Below are 21,389 nucleotides of genomic sequence, written 5' to 3'. Positions count from 1 at the left end.
GGATCACAGACGAAAGATGACGCTGCGCTTCATGATGAAGAACGGCGCACTGCGATTTGCATGACCTGTCACGCATTTCACTTGACCGCAAACGCGGTCAACTCGAAGATATTCGTTAGGGGTGTTGAGGATCGCTATGCTTGTGCAGGCTAGCCAAGGCCAATCCGGCTCGGCGCATGTCGTCGTGCTCGGCAACGAGAAGGGCGGCTCCGGCAAATCGACCACCGCCCTGCACATCGCGGTTGCGCTTCTGAAGGCCGGCCAACGCGTCGCCACCATCGACCTCGACTGCCGACAGCAGAGCTTTACCCGTTACATCAGCAACCGCTCCGCCTGGGCGCGCCGCACCAAGCTCGACCTCGAGCTGCCGGTGCATCGCTGCATCAAGCTCGGCGAGACCATGCAGATCGCCGAGAACGAGAATTCCGAGTTCCAGCAATTCATGGAGGCGGTCTCGGCGGTCGAAAGCAATTTCGACTTCATCGTCATCGATACGCCCGGCACCGACAGCTACCTGATGCGGCTGGCGCATTCGATGGCCGACACGCTGGTGACGCCGATCAACGACAGCTTCCTCGACTTCGACGTGCTGGGCACCGTCGATCCCGCCAACTACGCGGTCACCGGGGAGAGCCATTACGCCGAGATGGTGCGCGATGTCAGGCGCAAGCGTCGCCAGCTCGACGGCGCGACCACCGACTGGATCGTCGTGCGCAACCGCCTGTCGATGCTCGGCTCCCGCAACAAGCAGCTCGTCGCCGAGGGGTTGAAGGATCTGTCGCTCCGGCTCGGCTTCCGCTATGTCGACGGCTTCGCCGAGCGTGTCGTTTATCGCGAATTTTTCCCGCGCGGACTGACCGCCCTCGACGAGATCGACGAGGCCACGCTCGGCATGCGCCCCAATCTCGGCCATCTCACCGCGCGGGAGGAAGTGACGAGCCTGCTCCGCCAGCTCAAGCTGCCGCTCGACGAGCGCGGCCGCCGCCGCGCCGCCAACCGCGCCGAGTGGTTCAGCCAGGTCGACAAGCCGCTCGAGGTCCACGACATTCTCGGCGCCTAAGGCAGCGGTATATAGCTACTTCCAGTCGATCCCAGCGGCCGCTTGTCGCGGGAACTCAACCCGCGTTCCGCCGTTTGCATCCTGCACTGATGCGAAATCGAACCCGATCGCCACTGGTTGCGTCGTGCACCTAAAGTGGCCGTATGAGGACGGGGTGCCCAACAAACGTGTGCGACGCACAATGAAAGGGCTGCCGGTTCACAATATTTAGCCTTCCTGTCACGCTGCTGTGACATATATTAGGGAATAGGCGACAAGGGGACGAAGAGCCCCGGAAGAACACGATTTTCAACAGGGATCAGGCCGCAAGAGCCTGGGGCTGAGGACAAAAATGAAGCGTGGAATTGCCGTTCTGGTTTCAGTCAGTGCCCTCTGCGGCATCGCCTATTTCACGGCGAGCAGGTGGGCCATCAAGCACGAGACCATCACCTTCTACGACACTTCGCGCGACAATCGCCCGGTGCCGGTCGACATCGCGGTGCGCCGCGACAAGGAAATGCAGGCCAATGCCGGCATGATCACGTTGCCGGTCGCCGTGATCAATCACGGCAATACGGTCAAGAACACCGAGTACGGCTTCCTCGCCAACATCTTCGCTGCGCGCGGCTACATGGTCGTCAGCCCGCAGCATGATTTGCCGACCGATCCTCCGATGGTGACCAAGCCGGGCGAGCTCTATGTGGGCCGGCTGCCGCAGATCCTGCGCGGTGTCGCCAACATTCATCTCGCCATGCAGGAGATGAAGAAGGTCCAGCCGAACGCCGACTACGATAAGGTGACCATGGTCGGTCATTCCATGGGCGGCGACATCTCGATGTATTTCGCCAAGCAGTATCCGGACGAGGTCAAGAAGGTTGTCACCCTCGACAATCTGCGGGTTCCCTTCGTCACTGCCGGTAAGTTCAAGATCCTGTCGTTCCGCTCCACCGATCCGCAGTTCAAGACCGATGCGGGCGTGATCCCCACGGACGAGGAGTGCGAGAAGGCGGGCATTCAGGTCGTGAAGACCGAATTCCAGCATAATGACATGCGGGACACCGGCCCGGACGTCGCCAAGAACTCGATCCAGGGCATGCTCGACAAGTTCCTGAGCGCGACCGACAGCGAGATTGCGCCAGTCGACACGCAGTCGTCCCCGCCCAAGATTCTCGAGCCCGGTCCGGTCGCATTGATGGCGCCAGCCAAGAGCTGACGCCTCCCTCATCATCGGCACCGATTGCAAAGCCTCCGCCGGCGCAAGCCCACGGAGGCTTTGCACATTGACCGGGCTCTGCGCGCGCACCACATTAATCGCCCACGCATGGTTGAGCAGCGATGTCGGGCGAACCCATCAAGCCGCGCGGTGATGCCGTCTCGACGAAGGCCGGCGGCGCGGTGCCGCAGGCCGGGACGTCGACCTCGGCGGACATTGCCGCCTTCGTCACCAAGGCGCGCGCGCTGTCGCCGCATGCGCCCGGCGCGCAGGGGCGGCTGATCTTCGCGCTGGATGCGACGATGAGCCGGCAGCCGACCTGGGACATGGCCTGCGCGCTCCAGGCCGACATGTTTCGCGAGACCGCGGCGCTCGGCAGTCTCGACATCCGGCTCGTCTACTATCGCGGCTTCAACGAATGCCGCGCGACGGCGTGGATCTCCGACAGTGCCAGGCTTGCGACGCTGATGAGCAAGATCGATTGCCGCGGCGGCGACACCCAGATCGGCAAGGTGCTGAGCGAGGCCCGGCGCCAGGCGGTCGCCTCCGGCGTGCGGGCCGTCGTCTTCGTCGGCGATGCCATGGAGGAGAAGGCCGACGAACTCTGCGCCAAGGCCGGCGAGCTCGGCATGCTCAAGGTGCCCGTGTTCGTGTTTCAGGAAGGCCATGACGCGGTGGCCGAGCGGACCTTTCGCGAGATCGCGCGCCTGACCGGCGGTGCCTGGTGCCGGTTCGATCCCGGCGCGGCGGCGCAGTTGCGCGAGTTGTTGCGGGCAGCGGCGGCTTACGCTGCCGGCGGCCGCGAAGCGCTGCTACAACTGGCGAAGAGCGCGAGCGGCGCAGCGAAGCTGATCGGACAGATGAAGTAACGCTTCAAGCAGGCTGCGACCCGCTGCGGCCGTGGACGCGATGCATTTTGCCGGGAGGGCGACTATATTATTCCGGCCATGACCCTGATTGCCGGCGCTGTCGCTGTTATCACGCTCTATCTGCTGCTCCAGACGTTCCGCTCTGCCAATCCGGCGGCGTTGGCGCGCGCCATCAAGTTCGGCGGCGGCGTGGTGGCGCTGGCGGCCGCAGCGTTCACGGGTCTGCGGGGCGAATTGGTCGTCGCGATTCCGCTCGGAATCTTCGGCGCCGGGCTGCTCGGCTGGACACCCCTGGCCAACGCCGGCTTCGGCAATGTCGGAGGGCTGTTCGGCGGCGGCGCGACGCGCCCGTCCGGACAGGCCTCGCGGGTGCGCTCGCAATTCCTGGACATGCGGCTTGACCACGACACCGGCCAGTTGACAGGCCAGATCGTTGCCGGACCTCATGCGGGGCGCGACCTCGACGAGTTTGATCTCGCCGGCCTGCTGGCGATGGTGCCGGCGTTCGACGCCGAGAGTGTGGCCTTACTTGAAAGCTATCTGGACCGCCGGTTTCCCGCTTGGCGTCAGGACGCGCAGCGCGATGCGGCAGGGCGGCAGCGCCGCACGGCGACGAGCGGCAAAATGACGACGGAGGAAGCTTATCAGATCCTTGGCTTGCAGCCGGGCGCGGGGCGCGACGACATCAGCAGGGCTCACAAGTCCCTGATGAAGAAACTCCATCCCGACCAGGGGGGCTCGACGTATCTCGCTGCCCGTGTAAACGAGGCCAAGGATACTCTGCTTCGTACGCATAACGGCTAACTCCGGCACCACGCCACAAACGCCCGTACCGCGTGAGTTCCGCTTGCTCCGTTTGCCGTCGCCCGATGCCCGCCATTGTCGGCGTGGTCGATCCCTTGAGGAAAATCTTAACCGTAAATCCTTGACGAGAGGTTGTCGCGGAACTGGCTTCTGCTCACCGCACGTTCGAAAACAAAAATGCCCGCGCAAGAGCGCGGGCATTTGTTTGGAAGCGGTAGACGAGATCAGTTGCGCACGGTGATGCAGGAGATCTCGGCGCGCTTCAGGGTACGGCAGACGGCTTCGGCCTGGTCGCGCTCGAGCCCGGCGAAGCGGGCACGGTAGAGCTTGCGATTGTCCTTGGCGACGACCGGCTCGGTGAACGGATCGGCCTTGCTGAGCAGGCCGCGGGCCGAACTGCGGGCGGCGTCGATGCGGTGCTGGGCTTCGGTCTCGCTCTCGAGCGCGCCGACCTGGACAATCCAGCCGCTGTGGGTGACGACCGGCTTGGTCGTGGCGCTCATCTGGATCGGCTGCGGCGCCGGGTCGGCGGAAGCAAGCTTCGGAGCGGCCGCGGCGGGCGCGGCGGCGGTTGCGGCCGGTAGCACCCCGAGGATGCCGTTGCCGGTGCCGAAGCCTGCCGGCTGCCGCGGCAGCTCGGTGCGGGCGATCTCGGCCTTCGGCGCCTCCGGTTGGGTCGCGACCTCGGGCTTGTTGATGAGATCGGCCCGGGCGACGACGGCGCCGGAGGTCTCCGCGACGTCGGACCGGGACGGAATGGTGTTCGTGACCGGCGGCGATACCTGGGCCGGGGCGGCGGAGGCGACCTTCACGGCGCCGGCCTTGACCTGCACCGTCTTGACCCGGACCGGCTTCATCGGCTCGGACGAGCCGGGGATGATGGACAGCGGCTGGCTCGAGATCACGCCATTGGTGAGCGGCGCCGGCTCGATCTTGGATTCAGTCGGCCTGGCTTCGGGCTTCGGCTGAGACGGCGGCATCGCGGCAGTTGCAGCGGCCAGCGTCGACAGACGCGCGGCGAGGCGGGACGGGGCGGCCTCGGGAGCAGGGGCGGCCGCGGCCTGAACCTGCGCCACGGGGCGTGCCGGGGTATCGGATGCGTCGGCGACGTCGGCATTGGCGTCAGCGCCGTTACGCTCGGTGACGGCAACGACGGTGTGCGTGGTCGCGCCCTTCTCGAGATTCTCCGCGAGCAGGTTGCGCATGATGGCATCGCGCGAGCCGCCGCTGCGGCCGCCGAGCACAACGCCGATCAGGTGGCGATTACCGCGGCGCATCGAGCTGACGAGGTTGAAGCCGGAGGCGCGGGTGTAGCCGGTCTTGATGCCGTCCACGCCCTCGACATTGCCGAGGAGGTGATTGTGGTTCCGGATCGACTGTCCACGCCAGTTGAACGAGGCGGTCGCGAAGTAGCGGTAGTAGCGCGGGAAGCGCTCCTGGATGGCGCGGCCGAGCGTGGCCTGGTCGCGTGCAGTCGTCACCTGCTCGTCGTTCGGCAGGCCCGAAGCGTTGCGGTAAACGGTCTTGGACATGCCGAGCGAGCGTGCCTTGCGCGTCATCATCTGCGCGAAATCGTCTTCGTCGCCGCCGATCGCTTCCGCGATCACCACGGCGGCGTCATTGGCGGAGCGCGTCACGAGGCCCTTGATCGCGTCCTCGACGCGGATAGTCTGGCCGGGGCGGAGGTTGAGCTTGGTCGGATCCTGGTCGGCGGCATGCTGGGACACCGGCATCTCGGTGTCGAGCTTCAGCTTGCCGGACTCGAGGCGCTCGAACAGCAAATAGAGCGTCATGATCTTGGTGAGCGAGGCGGGGTGGCGCAGTCCGTCGGGGCTAGTCGACTGCAGCACCGCGCCGGAATTGCCGTCGACGATGATGGACGCGAATTTCGGGCTGGAGCTCTCGGACACATCGCGCTGCACCCGGTGGTGCGCGTAATGGCGCCGGTGGCGCCGCGCTTCGGCAGCATCGGTGGTGAAGATGACTACGGTGGTGACCGTAAGCAGCCCGAAAACGCCAACCCGCGCCAAGCGCGAGGAAGACAAGTTGTTACGAAGCATGGAACCCCGTCCCCGTTTCTGACTTGATCACCGGCTCGTGAGGCGAAATTGTGCCCAATGAACCCGGGATCATTACCTGCTCAGGCTGTCCCTCCGCTGGTGTTCGCCGCGGGAGACGTTGGGCCTGAGCCGCTGTTCTGGCTAAGGTGATGTTCTCAAACGGCTTTTGACCGCTTGCGGAAGTGAACACGTCCAGGGAATCAGGGTAGGGGGCCGCGGTTTCCAAAAGCTTAAGGAACCCTTGCGGGAAACCCCGGGAATCTCAGCGATTTGGATCTATTTTTGTGCGTCGCACAAGATTCTTGACTTTTTTGTGCGTTGCACTAATTGTGGGCAGAGTCAGGGAGCCGGGGCTTCCCGACGAGAGCCAGGGAAAAAGGATTCCGACATGTTCAAGGTTGAAGACTTTCAGAACTACGGGAAAGAGCAGTTCGAGCAGTGCGTCGCCTCCGCGACCTCGGTGCAGCACGGCCTCCAGGCGATCGCGAGCGCCTATGGCGACTACACCAAGAAGTCGTTCGAAGACACCAAGTCCTTCGTCGAGAAGCTCTCCGGCGTGAAGTCGCTGGACAAGGCCATGGAAGCGCAGACCGATTTCGCCCGTTCCGCCTACGAGACCTTCGTTGCTGAATCGCAGAAGATCGCCGGCCTCTACAGCGACCTCGCCAAGCAGGCGTTCAAGCCGGTCGAGACCATCGTGTCGAAGTTCACCCCGGCTGCGAACTAACGCTTTCTGGAAGTCCTGGAATGAAAAAAGCCCGGCTGATCAGCCGGGCTTTTTGTTTGCGCGCGATCAATCCGTCAGAGTGCCGCACTTGCACCGCATCGATTATGACGCTTGCCGACTTGCCGTTGGCGCACAGCTGGAGACGTCGACCGCGACACGGTCCGATCTCGCGCCATGCGCTCGAGCCCGTGGTAAATTGGACCGTAGAAAACCGGAGATGTGCCGTGCGAGAAACGTACGCGGCCGCATGGGACGGTCGGGTTCCTGGTCAACACGTTCCAAATGGGCGCGACGGAAAATTTTGTCAAATCGGTCCGGATTGACTAACCTTGGTGAGGATCACCGGGCCGGGAATCGGGACCGCCGCGGCAGCATCGGCCGGACCGTTGCATGCTTGCGGCGAGCCGGGGGCAGGGCCATATTGCTATCGACCGATCCGGTTTGGACCGGATCGGTCGGAGGCGGCGATTCAGAAAGGCGGCGCGCCTGTGCGAGGCTCCGAAGTGCTGAGCTGCGCCGAAGACCGTCATTCGCTTCCGTGGGGAATTTGAACGCCTGTGCCATGCCGCAACTGACTTCCAGACTCGACCTGTCCGCGGTCACCGCCGCCTACGCTCCCCGGATGAGCAACGATGAGAACCGTTCGGGCGGCCCTTCCGGGCCGAACACATCGGTCATCACCAAGGTCAAGCCGAAGACCAAACGGCCGAACCTGTATCGTGTGCTGATCCTGAACGACGACTACACGCCGATGGAATTCGTCGTCCATGTGCTGGAGAAGTTCTTCCAGAAGGACGTCGAGGCGGCGACCAAGATCATGCTGCACGTCCATCATCACGGCATCGGGGAGTGCGGCGTGTTCACCTACGAGATCGCGGAGACCAAGGTGACGCAGGTGATGGATTTCGCCCGCAAGCACCAGCATCCGCTGCAATGCGTGATGGAAAAGAAGTAAGACGCCTCACGGCGCGTTGAAGCCAGCTCCCTTGTAGTGGCGGTGTGATCGTCGCCTGAGGTCTGCGCGCGACATCCGTTGCACCCGGCAGCAACGGAATTTTGTGCCGGCGCCGATCCCGCCCAAATCGGAACGGGTTTTGCATCGAGAATACGGTAATCGGGAATACCGCAGGTGTGCAGCCGCCAGAGTCGCGGAACCGGTCTTTTGCCGCGATCTTGTATAACTATATGTGACAAAGGTTGTTGTTGCCTGACCGGGCGATGACGATCATGATGGTGGGGGCCATAGAGGACGCGAATGCCGACTTTTTCCCAAAGCCTTGAACAATCCCTGCATCGTGCGCTGGCGATCGCAAACGAGCGTCATCACCAATACGCGACGCTCGAGCATCTTTTGCTCTCTTTGATCGACGACTCTGATGCAGCTGCCGTCATGCGTGCCTGTAGTGTCGATCTCGACAAGCTCCGCACGAGCCTCGTCAACTATCTTGAGACCGAATTCGAGAATCTGGTGACGGATGGCGCCGACGACGCCAAGCCGACCGCCGGCTTCCAGCGCGTGATCCAGCGCGCAGTGATCCACGTGCAGTCGTCCGGTCGCGAAGAGGTGACCGGCGCCAACGTGCTGATCGCAATCTTCGCCGAGCGCGAGAGCCATGCCGCGTATTTCCTGCAGGAGCAGGACATGACGCGCTATGACGCGGTCAACTATATCAGCCATGGCATCGCCAAGCGGCCGGGCGTCTCCGAGGCGCGGCCCGTGCGCGGCGTCGACGAGGAGACCGAGGCCAAGGGCAACGAGGACGCCAAGAAGAAGGGCGAGGCGCTCGAGACCTATTGCGTCAACCTCAACAAGAAGGCGCGCGACGGCAAGATCGATCCGGTGATCGGACGCAACTCCGAGATCAACCGCGCGATCCAGGTGCTGTGCCGCCGGCAGAAGAACAACCCGCTGTTCGTGGGCGAAGCCGGCGTCGGCAAGACCGCGATCGCGGAGGGTCTCGCCAAGCGCATCGTCGACAGCGAGGTGCCGGAGGTACTGGCGGCTGCGACGGTGTTCTCGCTCGACATGGGCACGCTGCTTGCCGGCACGCGCTATCGTGGCGACTTCGAAGAGCGTCTGAAGCAGGTGCTGAAGGAGCTCGAGGCGCATCCCAACGCCATCCTGTTCATCGATGAGATCCACACCGTGATCGGTGCGGGCGCGACGTCGGGCGGGGCGATGGACGCCTCAAACCTGCTCAAGCCGGCGCTCGCCTCGGGCACGATCCGCTGCATGGGCTCGACGACGTACAAGGAATATCGTCAGCACTTCGAGAAGGACCGCGCGCTGGTGCGGCGCTTCCAGAAGATCGACATCAACGAGCCGACGGTCGAGGACGCCATCGCGATCCTCAAGGGTCTCAAGCCGTATTTCGAGGACTACCACCGGCTGAAATACACCAACGAGGCGATCGAGGCCGCCGTCCAGCTCTCCTCGCGTTACATCCACGACCGCAAGCTGCCCGACAAGGCGATCGACGTGATCGACGAGTCAGGTGCGGCGCAGATGCTGGTCTCGGAGAACAAGCGGAAGAAGACCATCGGCATCAAGGAGATCGAGACCACGATCGCCTCGATGGCGCGGATTCCGCCGAAGAGCGTGTCGAAGGACGATGCCGAGGTGCTCAAGCATCTCGAGCAGACCCTGAAGCGCACCGTGTTCGGCCAGGACAAGGCGATCGAGTCGCTCGCCGCCTCGATCAAGCTGGCACGCGCGGGCCTGCGCGAGCCGGAGAAGCCGATCGGCTGCTACCTGTTCTCCGGACCCACCGGCGTCGGCAAGACCGAGGTCGCCAAGCAACTCGCGGCCGCGCTGGGCGTCGAGCTCCTGCGCTTCGACATGTCCGAATATATGGAGCGGCACACCGTGTCGCGCCTGATCGGCGCGCCTCCCGGCTATGTCGGCTTCGACCAGGGCGGCCTGCTCACCGATGGCGTCGACCAGCATCCGCATTGCGTGGTACTGCTCGACGAAATCGAGAAGGCGCATCCAGACCTCTACAATGTGTTGCTCCAGATCATGGATCACGGCCGGCTCACCGACCACAACGGCAAGCAGGTTAACTTCCGCAACGTGATCCTGATCATGACGACGAACGCGGGCGCGGCGGATCTCGCCAAGCAGGCATTCGGCTTCACCCGCTCGAAGCGGGAAGGCGACGACCACGAGGCGATCAACCGGCAGTTCGCGCCGGAATTCCGCAACCGCCTCGATGCCATCGTCTCGTTCGGCCATCTCAGCGTCGAGGTGATTGGCACGGTCGTGGAGAAGTTCGTGCTTCAGCTCGAGGCGCAGCTCGGCGACCGCGACGTCACAATCGAGCTGTCCGAGGAGGCCAAGGCCTGGCTGATCCAGCACGGCTATGACGAGCAGATGGGCGCACGTCCCATGGCCCGCGTGATCCAGGAGCACATCAAGAAGCCGCTGGCCGACGAGGTGCTGTTCGGCAAGCTCAAGGGCGGCGGCCACGTTCGCGTCGTTCTGGTCAAGGACGAGGCCGACGAGACCAAGGAGAAGATTGGCTTCGAGTTCGTCGAGGGCCCGGTCACGCCGAAGCAGGAGAAGCTGCCCGGCGCCCGCAAGCGTCCGCCAGGCAAGTCCAAGCCGGGCGGTCCCGGCGGCTCCAAGGGGCCGACCTCGAAAGGGCCTCTGGTCAAGGTCTGATCGGGTGTCATGAAAAAAGAAAAGGCCGGCTGAAAAGCCGGCCTTCTTAATGCGGATGCCGGACACACGGCGGCTCTACGTTCCAGCCTCCGGCGCGCGCGGCGGCCGGGGCTTTTTCGGGGTGCGCGGTACGGCGTGTGGGACCGCCGGTTGCATCGTGACGATGACCGGATTCGGCTTGTGATCGGTGGCCGCCCCTGTCGCGGCATCGACGCCCATGCCGATGAGGCCCCCGGCCAGGAGATTGCCGGCGAAACCGGCAGCCCCCGTGCCTGAAACTTCCTTGGTGAGCTGCACCGTCTGGGACTGGTAGCCTTCCTTCTCGAAGGTAATCGTGATGTCCGCGCTGCGCTTGGCGACGATGGCGCAAGGCGTGGTGCACGTGGTGGGCACTTCGAGCCCGGAGACCGCGGCTTCCACGCCTGACGGCGTCGATGAGATGCTGATATTCTCGGTTGTGCCGCGCGTGACAGACGCGCAGCCGCCCAGCATGACGCTGAGCGCCACAATTCCAAATGAACGCATGAAATGCCCCTTATCCCCGCGTCAGTGAAGCGCAACCGGAGCGCGAGGGCAATAGGTCATTGGTCCGGATAGTTAAGCCACGCCAGGATTGTGGACGAGAGGGGGGATAGCCCGGACGTGGGGCTGCTAATCCCCTCGCAGGCGCTGGTCGTTCTGTACGCGAACGTGCTCGGCGCCGCGCGCGCCCACGGGCGACAGCCGCAGCATGCTCAGCACCGCGCCGCAGAGTGCAAAGCCGACACCGGCGAGCAGAGCCAATCTGGTTCCGTCGATCGGATAGCGGCCGAGCAATAGCGCCACCAGCGCCGCGCCGGTGGTCTGACCGAGCAGGCGCGCGGTGCCCAGCATGCCGCTGGCGCCGCCGGCGCGCTCGCGCGGGGCGGCCGCGATCATGGTGCGGTTGTTCGGGGTCTGGAACAGGCCAAAGCCGGCGCCGGCCAGTGCCATGCGCCAGATCACGTCGAACGGCGCCGGGCTAGCGGGCAGAAAGGCGAGTGCACCGAGGCCGCAGGCGAACAGCGTGAGCCCGATGCCGCCGAGCAGGCCGGCCGGATAGTGCTCGACCAGGCGTCCGGCGAGGGGCGCCGCGAAAGCCACCGCAATCGGCCAGGGCGTGATCAAGAGGCCCATATGCACGGCGGAATAGCCGAAGCGGCTCTGGAGATAGAAGGGGATGGCGACGAAGGCCAGCATCTGCCCGCAGAACGATGCGATCGAGGTCGCAATCGACAGCGCGAACACGGGGATGCGTAACAGGTCGACCGGCAAGAGCGGCGAGGTCATGTGGGTTTCGCGATAGATCAGCAGCGCGCCGGCGACGATGGCGATGGCGAACTGCACGAGGCAGGTGATCGCGGCCTCCCCGTGACCGACGCTGTCGACGGCGGCGATGCCGACGCCGAACGTGATCGCCGACAGCCCCGCGCTCTGCCAATCGAAGGAACGGCTCGCTTGCTTGGTGTGCGGCAGGCTGCGCAAGCCGATCAGCAATGTCACCGCACCGAGCGGCACGTTGATGGCGAACAGCCAGGGCCAGCTTCCGACCGCGAGGATGCCGGCGGCGAGCGTCGGTCCGACCGCGGCCGAGAAGGCGACCACGAGCGCGTTGAGCCCGATGCCGCGGCCGAGCTGGCTGCGCGGATAGGTGAAGCGCACCAGCGCCGCGTTGACGCTCATGATGCCGGCCGCGCCAAAGCCCTGGATGATGCGCGCGATCGTCAGCAGCGGCAGCGTATGTGCCAGCGCGCACAACGCGGACGCGAGCGTGAACAGCGCGAGCCCGACCAGATAGACGCGACGATAGCCGACGATCTCGCCGAGCGAAGCCAACGGCAGCAGCGAGATCGTGATCGCGAGCTGGTAACCGTTGACGATCCAGATCGAGAAGGCCGGGCTTGCATCGAGGTCGGCCGCAATCGTCGGCAGCGCCACGTTGGCGATGGCGCTGTCGACCACCGCCATGATGATGCCGAGCGCAATGGTCAGCACCGCCTGGTTGCGTTGTGGCTGCGGCAAGCCGTCGGCATGCTCGATCGGGGCGGACGACATGATGGAGGTGCGGTTGATTCGAGCCGTAATTCATCTCCGAATAGGAAATTGCCCGATCGACAGCAACCCGTCAGGACACCGACAGTTCCCCTGCCGGAGCAGGGCTTCCGCCTTGAAAAGGCAGGGGTCGGAACGCGCTTTCACAAGCGCTCAACAACGCGCAGTCATGGCAATTGACCGGCTTCTACACTGCCGGCGGATTGCGGTCGGTGAACGTCGTGCGCTGGTGCCAATAGGGATAGGGCAGCGTCACCTTGCTTGCGGCATCGAGCTTTGCGATCTGGTCCTTGGTCAGCGACCAGCCGACCGCGCCGAGATTTTCGCGCAGCTGCGTCTCATTGCGCGCGCCGATGATCAGGGTCGAGACGGTCGGACGCTGCAGCAGCCAGTTGAGCGCGATCTGCGAGACGCTCTTGCCCGTCTCCTTCGCGACCTCGTCGATGGCATCGACGACCCGATAGACGTGCTCGTCCGGCACGGGCGGGCCGAAATCGGCGGTCTGGGGCAGGCGGCTGACTTCCGGCTTGGGCTGACCCCGGCGGATCTTGCCGGTGAGGCGGCCCCATCCGAGTGGCGACCACACTACGGCACCTAAGCCCTGGTCGAGACCGAGCGGCATCAGCTCCCACTCGTAGTCGCGACCGATCAACGAATAATAGGTCTGGTTGGCGACGTAGCGCGGGAAGCCATGCTTGTCGGCGACCGCGAGCGACTTCATCAGGTGCCAGCCCGAAAAATTCGAGACGCCGACGTAGCGGATCTTGCCGGCACGCACGAGCACGTCGAGGGTCGCGAGCACCTCTTCAGGTGGGGTGAAGGCGTCGAAGCCGTGGAGCTGGAACAGGTCGATGTAGTCTGTGCCGAGCCGGCTCAGCGAACCGTCGATCGCGGCGAGCAGATGCTGGCGTGATGATCCGATGTCGTTGGCCCCATCGCCGAAGCGGAAGCTTGCCTTGGTCGAGATCAGGACCTTGTCGCGGCGTCCCTTGATGGCTTCGCCGAGAACGCGCTCGGATTCGCCGAGCGAATAGACATTCGCGGTATCGAACATCGACACGCCGGCATCGAGGCAAATATCGAGAAGCCGCCGCGCTTCGGTCGCATCCGTCGTGCCCCACGCGGCGAGGCGGCCGACGCCGCCAAAGGTACCGGTCCCAAGACTCAAGGCAGGCACCATGAGGCCTGACCGGCCCAAGCGTCGGTATTCCATCGATATGCTCCTCGGCTGGTCGCTGATTGATCACTGCGGCTTGGTAGCGAGGATAGTGCAAGCAGGCGCCGCGTCCTATCACGCGCTCACATACCGGCCTTGCTTGGGAATGGCCTAATCGTGCAGGCGCATGTCGTCGAACGCCGCATTGGCAACGCGCGAGCCGGGTGTCTTCACCAAAGATTGAGCTTCGAGCCTTGTTGCGGGCGATGGGAAGCACGCAGGTTCGCTGTCACGCGTTTGCCGCGGCAGTAGCGTCAGGCTCCAGCCCACCAGGACCAGCACTGCGAGCCGGATCGCGATCACACCCAGCAACAGCTCCGTTCCGCTTATGGTGGCGTGAGTCCTCATGCGTGCCAGCTTGATGCAGGTCACCAGGCAAGACAATTTGGAATTGGCGAGCATGGCCTTCGCTGGAAGCGAAGGCTCGAGGTGATAGCTGGCTGGAATGGATTCAGTGCCGCAACTGGCTCTGCCGGAAGTCGCGCGGTGACATCCCGAAATGCTCGCGGAAGACGCGGCCGAAATGGGAGAGGTCGTTGAAGCCCCAGGCGAAGGCGATCTCGCTGATGTGGCGATGGGCGAGCACGGGCGAGGCGAGGTCGCGTCGGCATTGGGCGAGACGTTCGGCCAGGACGTGGCGCTGGAACGAGATGTCCTCGTCGGCGAGGAGATCGTTGACATAGCGCGGCGAGATGCCGAGCGCGGCCGCGGTCTCCGCGAGCGAGAGATCGGGATCGGCGAGATGCGCGCGGATGTGCGCTTTCAGCCGGTAGAGCAGGGCGGAGCGATGGGTCGAGGATGGCAGCGACGTCTTGCCGAGCCGTTCGCCCAGCGCCATCGCAAGGAGATCGACCGCCTGCTCCGACAGCGCGACCGCGTTGTTCGGAGCCAGCCGGTCCGCGCTCTGGCAGAGCCTGAAGATGAAGTCGTAGGCGAGCCGTTCGAGCGGTGCGTCGGCGCCGAACGAGATCGCGGTCAGCGCCTCGGTGCCGCCGAGCCGGCGCTGCAGCATCTCACGCGGCACCTTGAAGATGGTCTGCGTGAAGGTGTGGTTGAACTTCAGCTCATAGGGCCGCGTGGTGTCATACAGAGCGAACTCGCCGGGATGGATCACGGTCTCGCGGCCATCCTGCACCACGCCGCCGTCGCCGCGATTGCCGAGCGCGACCAGGACGAAATCCTGATCGGAGCGCGCGATGCGCGAGGGTGTGCGGAACACGTGCTGACGGTCGGAGCAGACCTCGGAGCACACGGCCCTGCCGAGCGAAGCCTGGGTGACCGAGCCGTGAAAGGCGCTGCCGAGGTCCGATTTGCAGTCGAGCCCGACGAAGACGTCGCAGACGATGTCCTGCCAGAGAGCAAGCCGCCGGTAGCCGGGGCTGCCGTCCGTCGTGAACTGGACTGGCATCTGAGGAGCCTCCCTTTCACATCCTGCAAAATCGCCTGTTGGCGGATCCAGCCTGCCCGGAGGCAAATCCCATACCGGTCCTCGGCCGCGTCCAGTCGAGTTTTTGTTCCGCCGTGGTCGAGCGCCCGGCCGCGCGGCTTGGCTCAATAGACTGCATCGGACGTAGCTTCCGATCAACCGGCAATGGAGGCGGGAATGGGCATCGAACATCCGAAATACAAGGTGGCGGTGGTGCAGGCGGCGCCGGTCTGGCTCGACCTCGACGCCTCGATCGACAAGACGATCGCGCTGATCAGGGAGGCGGCGGAGAAGGGCGCCAAGCTGATCGCCTTTCCCGAGGCGTTCATCCCCGGTTACCCCTGGCATATCTGGATGGACTCGCCGGCCTGGGCGATCGGCCGCGGCTTCGTGCAGCGCTATTTCGACAATTCATTGTCCTATGACAGCCCGCAGGCCGAAAAGCTGCGCGAGGCCGTGCGCAAGGCAAAGCTCACCGCCGTGATCGGCCTGTCCGAACGCGACGGTGGCAGCCTCTATCTGGCGCAATGGCTGATCGGACCCGACGGCGAGACCATCGCAAAGCGCCGCAAGCTGCGGCCGACCCATGCCGAGCGCACCGTCTATGGCGAGGGTGATGGCAGCGACCTCGCCGTGCATGCCAGATCCGACATCGGCCGTCTCGGCGCGCTGTGCTGCTGGGAGCATCTCCAGCCGCTGTCGAAATACGCGATGTACGCCCAGAACGAACAGGTGCACGTCGCGGCCTGGCCGAGCTTCTCGCTCTACGATCCCTTTGCGCCAGCGCTCGGGGCGGAGGTGAACAATGCGGCTTCGCGCGTCTACGCGGTGGAAGGCTCCTGCTTCGTGCTCGCACCTTGTGCGACGGTGTCGCAAGGAATGATCGACGAACTGTGCGACCGGCCCGACAAGCATGCGCTGCTGCATGCCGGCGGCGGGTTTGCCGCGATCTACGGGCCCGACGGCAGCCAGATTGGCGAGAAGCTGGCGCCGGACCAGGAAGGCCTCCTGATTGCCGAGATCGACCTCGGCGCCATCGGCATCGCCAAGAACGCCGCCGATCCCGCCGGGCACTATTCGCGGCCCGACGTGACGCGGCTTCTGCTCAACAACAAGCCGTACAAGCGGGTCGAGCAGTTTGCGCTGCCGGTCGACACCGTCGAGCCCAAGGATATCGCCGCGGCGGCGAGCTGATCGTCGGCGTCGAGGGGAGGGCACGATCATGGAATCCGCAATACCTCTGCATCTCGAGGCCCCGCGCACGCGCCACAAGCGCGTGCCGGACGATTACCAGCCGCCATATCCGTCGTTCGTGGCGCGCTACAAGCCTGCCGTCAGCCGCGTCGTGATGGCCTATTTCGGCGTGCAATATCGCGGTGAGGCGCCGGCAGCGACGGGTGCGTTGAAAGAAATCGCAGGGCTCTTCGCTGCTGAGAACGGTCCATCACATTGGGACCGCGCGCATTATGTCGATCAGGCTGGCCATGAGAACGTCGTCTCCGTTGCCTATTGGGACGACATCGCGCGCTTCGATGCCTGGTTCGCACCGGCGCGCGAGGCCTGGACCGGACGACAGCGAGATGGCATCGGCACTTTCATCGAGGTGCTGCGGCCCATTGTGGCGCGGCACGAGACGCTGTTCTCCTCGCCTGACCGGCCCGAGGGTGTAGCCGCAATCGCCGGCGGCATGAGCGGCGAGGTGCAGGAGCACGCCTATTGGGGCGGCATGCGCGACCGTATCCCGCTGTCTCAGACCGACGCCATGGCGCCCGGCGGCGCACCGGAGCTGATCCGCGACGGCGCGCGGCTGCGCGTCGCGGCGCACGACAATCTCTGCCTGATCCGCTCCGGGCAGGACTGGAGCGATACCGAGACGTCCGAGCGTAAGCTCTATCTCGACGACGTCGAGCCGGTGCTGCGCGAGGGCATGGATTTCCTGCGCGACGACGGCCTCGGCATCGGCTGCTACGCCAACCGCTACATGCGCGTTCTCGCGGCTGACGGCAGCGTCAGCGAAAAGTCCTATGGCCAGAGCTGGTGGAAGAGTCTCGCTGCGCTCGAACGCTGGGCGGAGTCGCATCCGACCCACGTCAAGATCTTCGGTGCGGCGATGAAATATCTGTCGACGCTCGGGCCGTCAGCCAAGCTGCGGCTCTATCACGAGGTGACGGTGGCGGCCGCCGACGAACAGTTCTTCGAATATCTGAACTGCCATCCGAAGACGGGCATGCTGGCAGCGGTGGAGACTGTCGGCGCCTGATAGGCTAGGTCAGGCAATGGCCGAGCAGCTCGGGATGCGCGGCGCAGATGTGATGTGCGCCGGCCTCCTTGAGCTCGGCCTCGCTGCCATAGCCGTAGAGCACGCCGATGGCGGTCATGCCGTTGGTTCGGGCGCCGACCACGTCATGGCTGCGATCGCCGATCATGATGGCGTGCTGCGGATCGACCCTGGCCTCATCGAGCGCGTAGCGGAGCAGGTCGCGCTTGTCGACGCGGGTGCCGTCGAGCTCGGAGCCGAACACGCGCTCGAAATACGGTTTCAGGCCGAAATGATCGACGATGCGCGTGGCGTAGACAGCGGGCTTGCTGGTCGCCACGAACATGCGCTGACGTGTCGCTGCGAGCGTCGACAATGTGTCCGTAATTCCGCTGTAAGCCTCGTTCTCGAACAGGCCGATGTCGCTGAAGCGCTCGCGATAGAGCAGGAGCGCGCGGTTAGCGAGTTCATCGGTCCCGGTGAGCTTCTTGAGGCTGGCATGCAGCGGAGGGCCGATGCACCAGGTCAGTTCGTCCTCGCTCGGCACCGAAACGTCGAGCCGTTCCAGCGCGTACTGGATCGAGCGGGTGATCCCGGGCTTTGGGTTAGTCAGCGTGCCGTCGAGATCAAAAAAGATTGTCACCATCGGAGCGGGACCTGCGTTGATACTGCCGCTCGTTGCTAGTTGGCTGGGGTTCCAAGTCAAGGTCCGATTTGTCCGATAACGTCAATGCCATGCGAATAGCTCGGGTTATCGCTGTCCTGTGCCAGGCCCTCGTGCTGTCGCCGGCGCTGGCGGAGGAGGCGCCTCCGCCCGTCGCGCCTCCGAATGCCGAGGAACCCGCGAAGCCGGCGGAGAAACCGAAGGACGCCCGCGAGAGCGACACGCGGGAATCGCTCTGCCTGATCATCGAGGCGGCCGCGCGCGAGGCCAATCTGCCGTTGGAGTTTTTCGCCCGCGTGATCTGGCAGGAGAGCCGCTTCCAGTCCGATGCGGTCGGACCGGTGACCCGCAGCGGCGACCACGCACAAGGGATCGCGCAGTTCATGCCGGGCACTGCAAGCGAGCGCGGGCTGCTCAATCCGTTCAATCCGGTGCAGGCATTGCCGAAGTCGGCGGAGTTCTTGAACGAGCTGCGCAACCAGTTCGGTAATCTCGGCCTCGCGGCGGCCGCTTACAACGCAGGTCCGCGCAGGGTGCAGGAATGGCTCGCCGGCACGGGACCGATGCCGGAGCAGACCCGCAACTACGTCTTCGCCATCACTGGCACGAGCGTCGATGCCTGGGCCAAGGCAGGCAGCACCGGCAAGGGACCGCCGAGTTCACCGCCGACGAGCTGCCGTGATCTGATGGCGCTGCTCAAGCGCGCGCCAAATCCGTTCGTCGCCGAGCTAGAGCAGCATGTCGAGCTTGCGGCGGCAAAGGTCTGGGGCGTGCAGCTCGCCGCCGGCTTCGACCGCAACAGGGCGCTGGCGATGTATTCCCGCGCGGTCACGCGGCTGAGCGCGGTGATCGGCGACCGCGATCCGAGCTTGCTGAGCTCAGTGATGCGCAGCCGCGGCACGCGCGCCTTCTATCAGGTACGCATCGGTGCCGACACGCGCGCCGAGGCGGACGATCTGTGCAATCGTATCCGCAAAGCGGGCGGTGCGTGCTTCGTGCTGAAGAACCGCGGTGTGAGTGGGTAGGGCTTGTCATTCCGGGGCGCGCCTCTTGGCGCGAGCCCGGAATCCATCGGGCCGCAGAGATCGTGGTGAAATGGATTCCGGGCTCGCGACTTTGTCGCGCCCCGGAATGAGGTCGGCGGGTGCCCCGCGCCACGTGCGCATGCCAGCCCCGCCGCGTGCTTCCTTGACGGGGATGCCCCCATTGCCCGTTTATGCAGACACGATTCTGCAACCTCAGCCGGCCGTTCCGTGGCGCTTCCTCCGCTCGATTCACCTCAATGGCAAAGCCACTGGCGCGCCTTTGCGTGGGGGCTGCGCTCGATCACGCAGACGATCCTCACCGTCGTGCTGTTCGTCACCTATCTCGGCATCGGCGCGCTCGCCCACGACACCCATTTCAGCCTGCTCTGGGCGCTCGCCTCGACGTTGTTCGTCTGGGCCGGCCCCGCGCAGATTATCCTGATCACGACACTCGGCTCGGGTGCCACCATCATCCAGTCGGCGATCGCGGTCACCGTCAGCGCCATCCGCCTGTTTCCGATGGTGGTCTCGGTGTTGCCGTTGATGCGCACGCCGACGACGAAACGGCGCGAGCTGATCTTCACCGCGCATCTCACCGCCGTCACGCTCTGGGTCGAATGCCACCGCTTCCTGCCGCTTGTGCCGCGCGAGCGGCGCATCGCCTTCGTCCACGGGCTCGGCTGCGGCCTGGTCTCGGTGTGCCTCACCGCCAACACGGTTGGCTATTTCCTCGCCGCCAACCTGACGCAGACGCTGGGAGCTGCGATCCTGCTGTTGACGCCGCTGTCGTTCCTGTTCTCGACCGCACGCAACAGCCGCGAGGTCGCCGATGTCGTCGCATTGACGCTCGGAATCCTGCTCTATCCGCTAGCGGCGAAAATGAACTCCGGCCTCGACATCCTCGTCAGCGGCGTCGTGGCTGGCACGATCGCCTATGGCGTGCATTGGTGGCGGGAGGTGCGCGCATGAGCTTTTCGCAGCTCATCGGCGACTGGCATGCGCTCGCCGTGCTCTTCGTCGCCGGCGTCGTTCCCAATCAGATATGGCGCATGCTCGGCCTGTGGTTCGGCGGCGGCATCGACGAGGGCTCCGAGCTGCTGGTCTGGGTGCGGGCGGTCGCGACCGCGATCCTGGCCGGTGTCATCGCTCAGATCGTGGTCGAGCCGCCAGGGGCGCTTGCCAGCGTGCCGGACATCTTGCGCTATGGCGCGGTGGGAGCGGGGCTCGTCGTCTTCCTCCTGACCCGCCGCTCGATCTTCGCGGGCGTCGTCACGGGCGAAGTCTTCATGCTGGCCGGCAAGTGGTGGTTGGGCTAAAACCGCCGGCGAACAGCAAGGAACAGGAAATATGGTTCGCGAACAGGAGCTCCGCGAGGGCGAGGTCGCCATCGAACTGCCGCCCGCAGAGGATGCCGGCCTCGTCTTCATCGGCCGCATCCGCACCCCCTGGACATCGCGGCTGGAGACGCCCCGGCAGGGGCGTCACGACGGCCCGGTGTGCCGGCTCGAAATATTCGAGCCGTTCGTGCCGGCCATCAAGGGCGTCGATTTCTACAGCAATCTCGAAGTGCTCTACTGGCTCGACAAGTCGCGCCGCGACATCATCCTGCAGAGCCCAAAGAACAACGAGAAGACCCGCGGCACCTTCTCGCTACGCTCACCGGTCCGGCCCAATCCGATCGGCACCTCGATCGTGAAGCTGGTCGGCATCGAGGGCAATGCGATCCTGGTGCGCGGACTCGACTGCCTCGACAACACGCCGCTGATCGACATCAAGCCGGACCGTTGCGAGTTCACGCCCTTGGCGGCGCCGCAGAAGGGCGATTTCGAGACGGAGTGAAGTCTCTCCTCCGTCATTGCGAGGAGCCCTTGCGACGAAGCAATCCAGACCGTCTCCGCGGAAGCAGTCTGGATTGCTTCGCTTCGCTCGCAATGACGAGGAGGAGCCATCGTAGCCCGCATGGAGCGAAGCGGAATGCGGGGACAGTCCCGGATTGCGCTTCGAGGTTGGGCAAGAATCCTAGCCGTTTGGGTGAACGAGTGTACGATTCGGTATGACGAATCGCATGTTCAAGACCGGGGTGAGCCGGGATCAGGTCAGCCTTCTGCCCGCGCGGGTGGAAGATTATGTGGGTCGAGAGAACCCGGTTCGGGCGATCGAGGCGTTTGTCGCAGCGCTGGACCTTGAGCGGCTTGGCTTCGGTCATGCCGGGTCGGGTGGCGGGGCGGGACAACCGCCTTACGATCCTGCCGATCTGCTGAAGCTCTATCTTTATGGCTACACCAACCGGATACGATCCTCGCGCGCTCTTGAACGCGAGGCCGGCCGCAATCTTGAGCTGATCTGGTTGATGAA

21 protein-coding genes are annotated in these 21,389 nt (G+C 64.6%); 14 read left to right on the top strand and 7 right to left on the bottom strand.

All coding sequences use genetic code 11. The features are described 5' to 3' along the window. Window positions 1–136 precede the first annotated feature (136 nt). The 4 genes from BLV07_RS22275 to BLV07_RS22260 all read left to right on the top strand — a co-directional run bounded on the left by BLV07_RS22275 (window position 137) and on the right by BLV07_RS22260 (window position 3,925). Complete coding sequence (locus BLV07_RS22275; protein WP_091889566.1) at window positions 137–1,060, top strand: division plane positioning ATPase MipZ; 924 nt, start codon at window positions 137–139, stop codon at window positions 1,058–1,060. Between the two features lie 331 nt (window positions 1,061–1,391). Then, entirely contained in the window at window positions 1,392–2,252 is an 861-nt protein-coding gene (locus BLV07_RS22270) for an alpha/beta fold hydrolase (protein WP_091889564.1), read from the top strand. A 122-nt stretch (window positions 2,253–2,374) separates the two neighbouring features. Further along, a complete protein-coding gene (locus BLV07_RS22265) occupies window positions 2,375–3,121 on the top strand; it encodes a vWA domain-containing protein (RefSeq protein WP_091889562.1) in 747 nt (248 codons plus the stop codon). A 78-nt stretch (window positions 3,122–3,199) separates the two neighbouring features. Next, window positions 3,200–3,925 carry a DnaJ domain-containing protein gene (locus tag BLV07_RS22260; protein ID WP_091889560.1) on the top strand — a complete coding sequence of 242 codons (726 nt, stop codon included), beginning with the start codon at window positions 3,200–3,202 and terminating at the stop codon, window positions 3,923–3,925. A gap of 224 nt (window positions 3,926–4,149) precedes the next feature. On the opposite strand, the gene BLV07_RS22255 is transcribed toward BLV07_RS22260, so the two are convergent. Further along, on the bottom strand, window positions 4,150–5,985 hold the full coding sequence (locus BLV07_RS22255; protein WP_091889558.1) for a D-alanyl-D-alanine carboxypeptidase: 1,836 nt from the start codon (window positions 5,983–5,985) through the stop codon (window positions 4,150–4,152). Window positions 5,986–6,373: 388 nt separating this feature from the next. Between BLV07_RS22255 and BLV07_RS22250 the strand changes: the two genes are divergently transcribed. The 3 genes from BLV07_RS22250 (at window position 6,374) to clpA (ending at window position 10,376) form a co-directional block, all read left to right on the top strand. Further along, window positions 6,374–6,712 carry a phasin family protein gene (locus BLV07_RS22250; RefSeq protein ID WP_024341049.1) on the top strand — a complete coding sequence of 113 codons (339 nt, stop codon included), beginning with the start codon at window positions 6,374–6,376 and terminating at the stop codon, window positions 6,710–6,712. A gap of 622 nt (window positions 6,713–7,334) precedes the next feature. After that, window positions 7,335–7,667: an ATP-dependent Clp protease adapter ClpS gene (gene clpS, locus BLV07_RS22245; protein WP_164934959.1), complete on the top strand. Its 333-nt coding sequence runs from the start codon at window positions 7,335–7,337 to the stop codon at window positions 7,665–7,667. Window positions 7,668–7,967: 300 nt separating this feature from the next. After that, the gene (gene clpA / locus BLV07_RS22240; protein ID WP_091889554.1) at window positions 7,968–10,376 is read left to right on the top strand and encodes an ATP-dependent Clp protease ATP-binding subunit ClpA; all 2,409 of its coding nucleotides are present in this window, start codon (window positions 7,968–7,970) and stop codon (window positions 10,374–10,376) included. 75 nt (window positions 10,377–10,451) lie between these two features. Here the strand turns inward: clpA and BLV07_RS22235 are convergent, their stop codons facing one another. From BLV07_RS22235 to BLV07_RS22215, 5 genes are all read right to left on the bottom strand, one after another. Continuing rightward, complete coding sequence (locus BLV07_RS22235) at window positions 10,452–10,901, bottom strand: peptidase associated/transthyretin-like domain-containing protein (RefSeq protein ID WP_091889553.1); 450 nt, start codon at window positions 10,899–10,901, stop codon at window positions 10,452–10,454. Between the two features lie 126 nt (window positions 10,902–11,027). Beyond that, window positions 11,028–12,449 carry an MFS transporter gene (locus tag BLV07_RS22230; protein WP_091889551.1) on the bottom strand — a complete coding sequence of 474 codons (1,422 nt, stop codon included), beginning with the start codon at window positions 12,447–12,449 and terminating at the stop codon, window positions 11,028–11,030. 184 nt (window positions 12,450–12,633) lie between these two features. Beyond that, complete coding sequence (locus tag BLV07_RS22225; RefSeq protein ID WP_091889549.1) at window positions 12,634–13,659, bottom strand: aldo/keto reductase; 1,026 nt, start codon at window positions 13,657–13,659, stop codon at window positions 12,634–12,636. A gap of 114 nt (window positions 13,660–13,773) precedes the next feature. Further along, entirely contained in the window at window positions 13,774–14,064 is a 291-nt protein-coding gene (locus BLV07_RS22220) for a hypothetical protein (protein ID WP_244551173.1), read from the bottom strand. Window positions 14,065–14,113: 49 nt separating this feature from the next. Next, window positions 14,114–15,070, bottom strand: a complete 957-nt coding sequence (locus BLV07_RS22215; protein WP_091889547.1) for an AraC-like ligand-binding domain-containing protein — start codon at window positions 15,068–15,070, stop codon at window positions 14,114–14,116. Between the two features lie 195 nt (window positions 15,071–15,265). Here BLV07_RS22215 and BLV07_RS22210 point away from each other — a divergent pair, with 195 nt between their 5' ends. Beyond that, on the top strand, window positions 15,266–16,282 hold the full coding sequence (locus tag BLV07_RS22210; protein WP_091889545.1) for a carbon-nitrogen hydrolase family protein: 1,017 nt from the start codon (window positions 15,266–15,268) through the stop codon (window positions 16,280–16,282). Between the two features lie 28 nt (window positions 16,283–16,310). Further along, the gene (locus tag BLV07_RS22205) at window positions 16,311–17,348 is read left to right on the top strand and encodes a phenylacetaldoxime dehydratase family protein (protein ID WP_091889543.1); all 1,038 of its coding nucleotides are present in this window, start codon (window positions 16,311–16,313) and stop codon (window positions 17,346–17,348) included. 4 nt (window positions 17,349–17,352) lie between these two features. Here the strand turns inward: BLV07_RS22205 and BLV07_RS22200 are convergent, their stop codons facing one another. Continuing rightward, window positions 17,353–17,991, bottom strand: coding sequence for an HAD family hydrolase (locus BLV07_RS22200; protein ID WP_091889541.1), 639 nt, complete (start codon window positions 17,989–17,991; stop codon window positions 17,353–17,355). A gap of 89 nt (window positions 17,992–18,080) precedes the next feature. Between BLV07_RS22200 and BLV07_RS22195 the strand changes: the two genes are divergently transcribed. From BLV07_RS22195 to BLV07_RS22170, 5 genes are all read left to right on the top strand, one after another. After that, entirely contained in the window at window positions 18,081–19,034 is a 954-nt protein-coding gene (locus BLV07_RS22195; protein ID WP_091889539.1) for a lytic transglycosylase domain-containing protein, read from the top strand. A 228-nt stretch (window positions 19,035–19,262) separates the two neighbouring features. After that, window positions 19,263–20,003: an AzlC family ABC transporter permease gene (locus BLV07_RS22190; protein WP_091889537.1), complete on the top strand. Its 741-nt coding sequence runs from the start codon at window positions 19,263–19,265 to the stop codon at window positions 20,001–20,003. After that, complete coding sequence (locus BLV07_RS22185; protein ID WP_091889535.1) at window positions 20,000–20,350, top strand: AzlD domain-containing protein; 351 nt, start codon at window positions 20,000–20,002, stop codon at window positions 20,348–20,350. The genes BLV07_RS22190 and BLV07_RS22185 overlap by 4 nt, the downstream gene beginning before the upstream one ends. A 31-nt stretch (window positions 20,351–20,381) precedes the next feature. After that, a complete protein-coding gene (tsaA, locus tag BLV07_RS22180) occupies window positions 20,382–20,873 on the top strand; it encodes a tRNA (N6-threonylcarbamoyladenosine(37)-N6)-methyltransferase TrmO (RefSeq protein WP_091889533.1) in 492 nt (163 codons plus the stop codon). A gap of 226 nt (window positions 20,874–21,099) precedes the next feature. Then, a partial coding sequence (locus tag BLV07_RS22170; protein ID WP_176945690.1) for a transposase occupies window positions 21,100–21,389 on the top strand: 290 nt, incomplete at its 3' end.

Source organism: Bradyrhizobium sp. Rc2d, assembly GCF_900099855.1.
In the GTDB taxonomy this organism is placed as follows: Bacteria; Pseudomonadota; Alphaproteobacteria; order Rhizobiales; family Xanthobacteraceae; genus Bradyrhizobium.
This window is presented reverse-complemented; position numbering and strand designations above follow the sequence as displayed.

What these genes read in the sequence shown, in the direction of transcription:
- BLV07_RS22275 (WP_091889566.1), top strand. Translation starts at nt 137, where the DNA reads ATGCTTGTGCAGGCTAGCCAAGGCCAATCCGGCTCGGCGCATGTCGTC.
- BLV07_RS22270 (WP_091889564.1), top strand. Translation starts at nt 1,392, where the DNA reads ATGAAGCGTGGAATTGCCGTTCTGGTTTCAGTCAGTGCCCTCTGCGGC.
- BLV07_RS22265 (WP_091889562.1), top strand. Translation starts at nt 2,375, where the DNA reads ATGTCGGGCGAACCCATCAAGCCGCGCGGTGATGCCGTCTCGACGAAG.
- BLV07_RS22260 (WP_091889560.1), top strand. Translation starts at nt 3,200, where the DNA reads ATGACCCTGATTGCCGGCGCTGTCGCTGTTATCACGCTCTATCTGCTG.
- BLV07_RS22255 (WP_091889558.1), bottom strand. Translation starts at nt 5,985, where the DNA reads ATGCTTCGTAACAACTTGTCTTCCTCGCGCTTGGCGCGGGTTGGCGTT.
- BLV07_RS22250 (WP_024341049.1), top strand. Translation starts at nt 6,374, where the DNA reads ATGTTCAAGGTTGAAGACTTTCAGAACTACGGGAAAGAGCAGTTCGAG.
- clpS (WP_164934959.1), top strand. Translation starts at nt 7,335, where the DNA reads ATGAGCAACGATGAGAACCGTTCGGGCGGCCCTTCCGGGCCGAACACA.
- clpA (WP_091889554.1), top strand. Translation starts at nt 7,968, where the DNA reads ATGCCGACTTTTTCCCAAAGCCTTGAACAATCCCTGCATCGTGCGCTG.
- BLV07_RS22235 (WP_091889553.1), bottom strand. Translation starts at nt 10,901, where the DNA reads ATGCGTTCATTTGGAATTGTGGCGCTCAGCGTCATGCTGGGCGGCTGC.
- BLV07_RS22230 (WP_091889551.1), bottom strand. Translation starts at nt 12,449, where the DNA reads ATGTCGTCCGCCCCGATCGAGCATGCCGACGGCTTGCCGCAGCCACAA.
- BLV07_RS22225 (WP_091889549.1), bottom strand. Translation starts at nt 13,659, where the DNA reads ATGGAATACCGACGCTTGGGCCGGTCAGGCCTCATGGTGCCTGCCTTG.
- BLV07_RS22220 (WP_244551173.1), bottom strand. Translation starts at nt 14,064, where the DNA reads ATGCTCGCCAATTCCAAATTGTCTTGCCTGGTGACCTGCATCAAGCTG.
- BLV07_RS22215 (WP_091889547.1), bottom strand. Translation starts at nt 15,070, where the DNA reads ATGCCAGTCCAGTTCACGACGGACGGCAGCCCCGGCTACCGGCGGCTT.
- BLV07_RS22210 (WP_091889545.1), top strand. Translation starts at nt 15,266, where the DNA reads ATGGGCATCGAACATCCGAAATACAAGGTGGCGGTGGTGCAGGCGGCG.
- BLV07_RS22205 (WP_091889543.1), top strand. Translation starts at nt 16,311, where the DNA reads ATGGAATCCGCAATACCTCTGCATCTCGAGGCCCCGCGCACGCGCCAC.
- BLV07_RS22200 (WP_091889541.1), bottom strand. Translation starts at nt 17,991, where the DNA reads ATGGTGACAATCTTTTTTGATCTCGACGGCACGCTGACTAACCCAAAG.
- BLV07_RS22195 (WP_091889539.1), top strand. Translation starts at nt 18,081, where the DNA reads ATGCGAATAGCTCGGGTTATCGCTGTCCTGTGCCAGGCCCTCGTGCTG.
- BLV07_RS22185 (WP_091889535.1), top strand. Translation starts at nt 20,000, where the DNA reads ATGAGCTTTTCGCAGCTCATCGGCGACTGGCATGCGCTCGCCGTGCTC.
- tsaA (WP_091889533.1), top strand. Translation starts at nt 20,382, where the DNA reads ATGGTTCGCGAACAGGAGCTCCGCGAGGGCGAGGTCGCCATCGAACTG.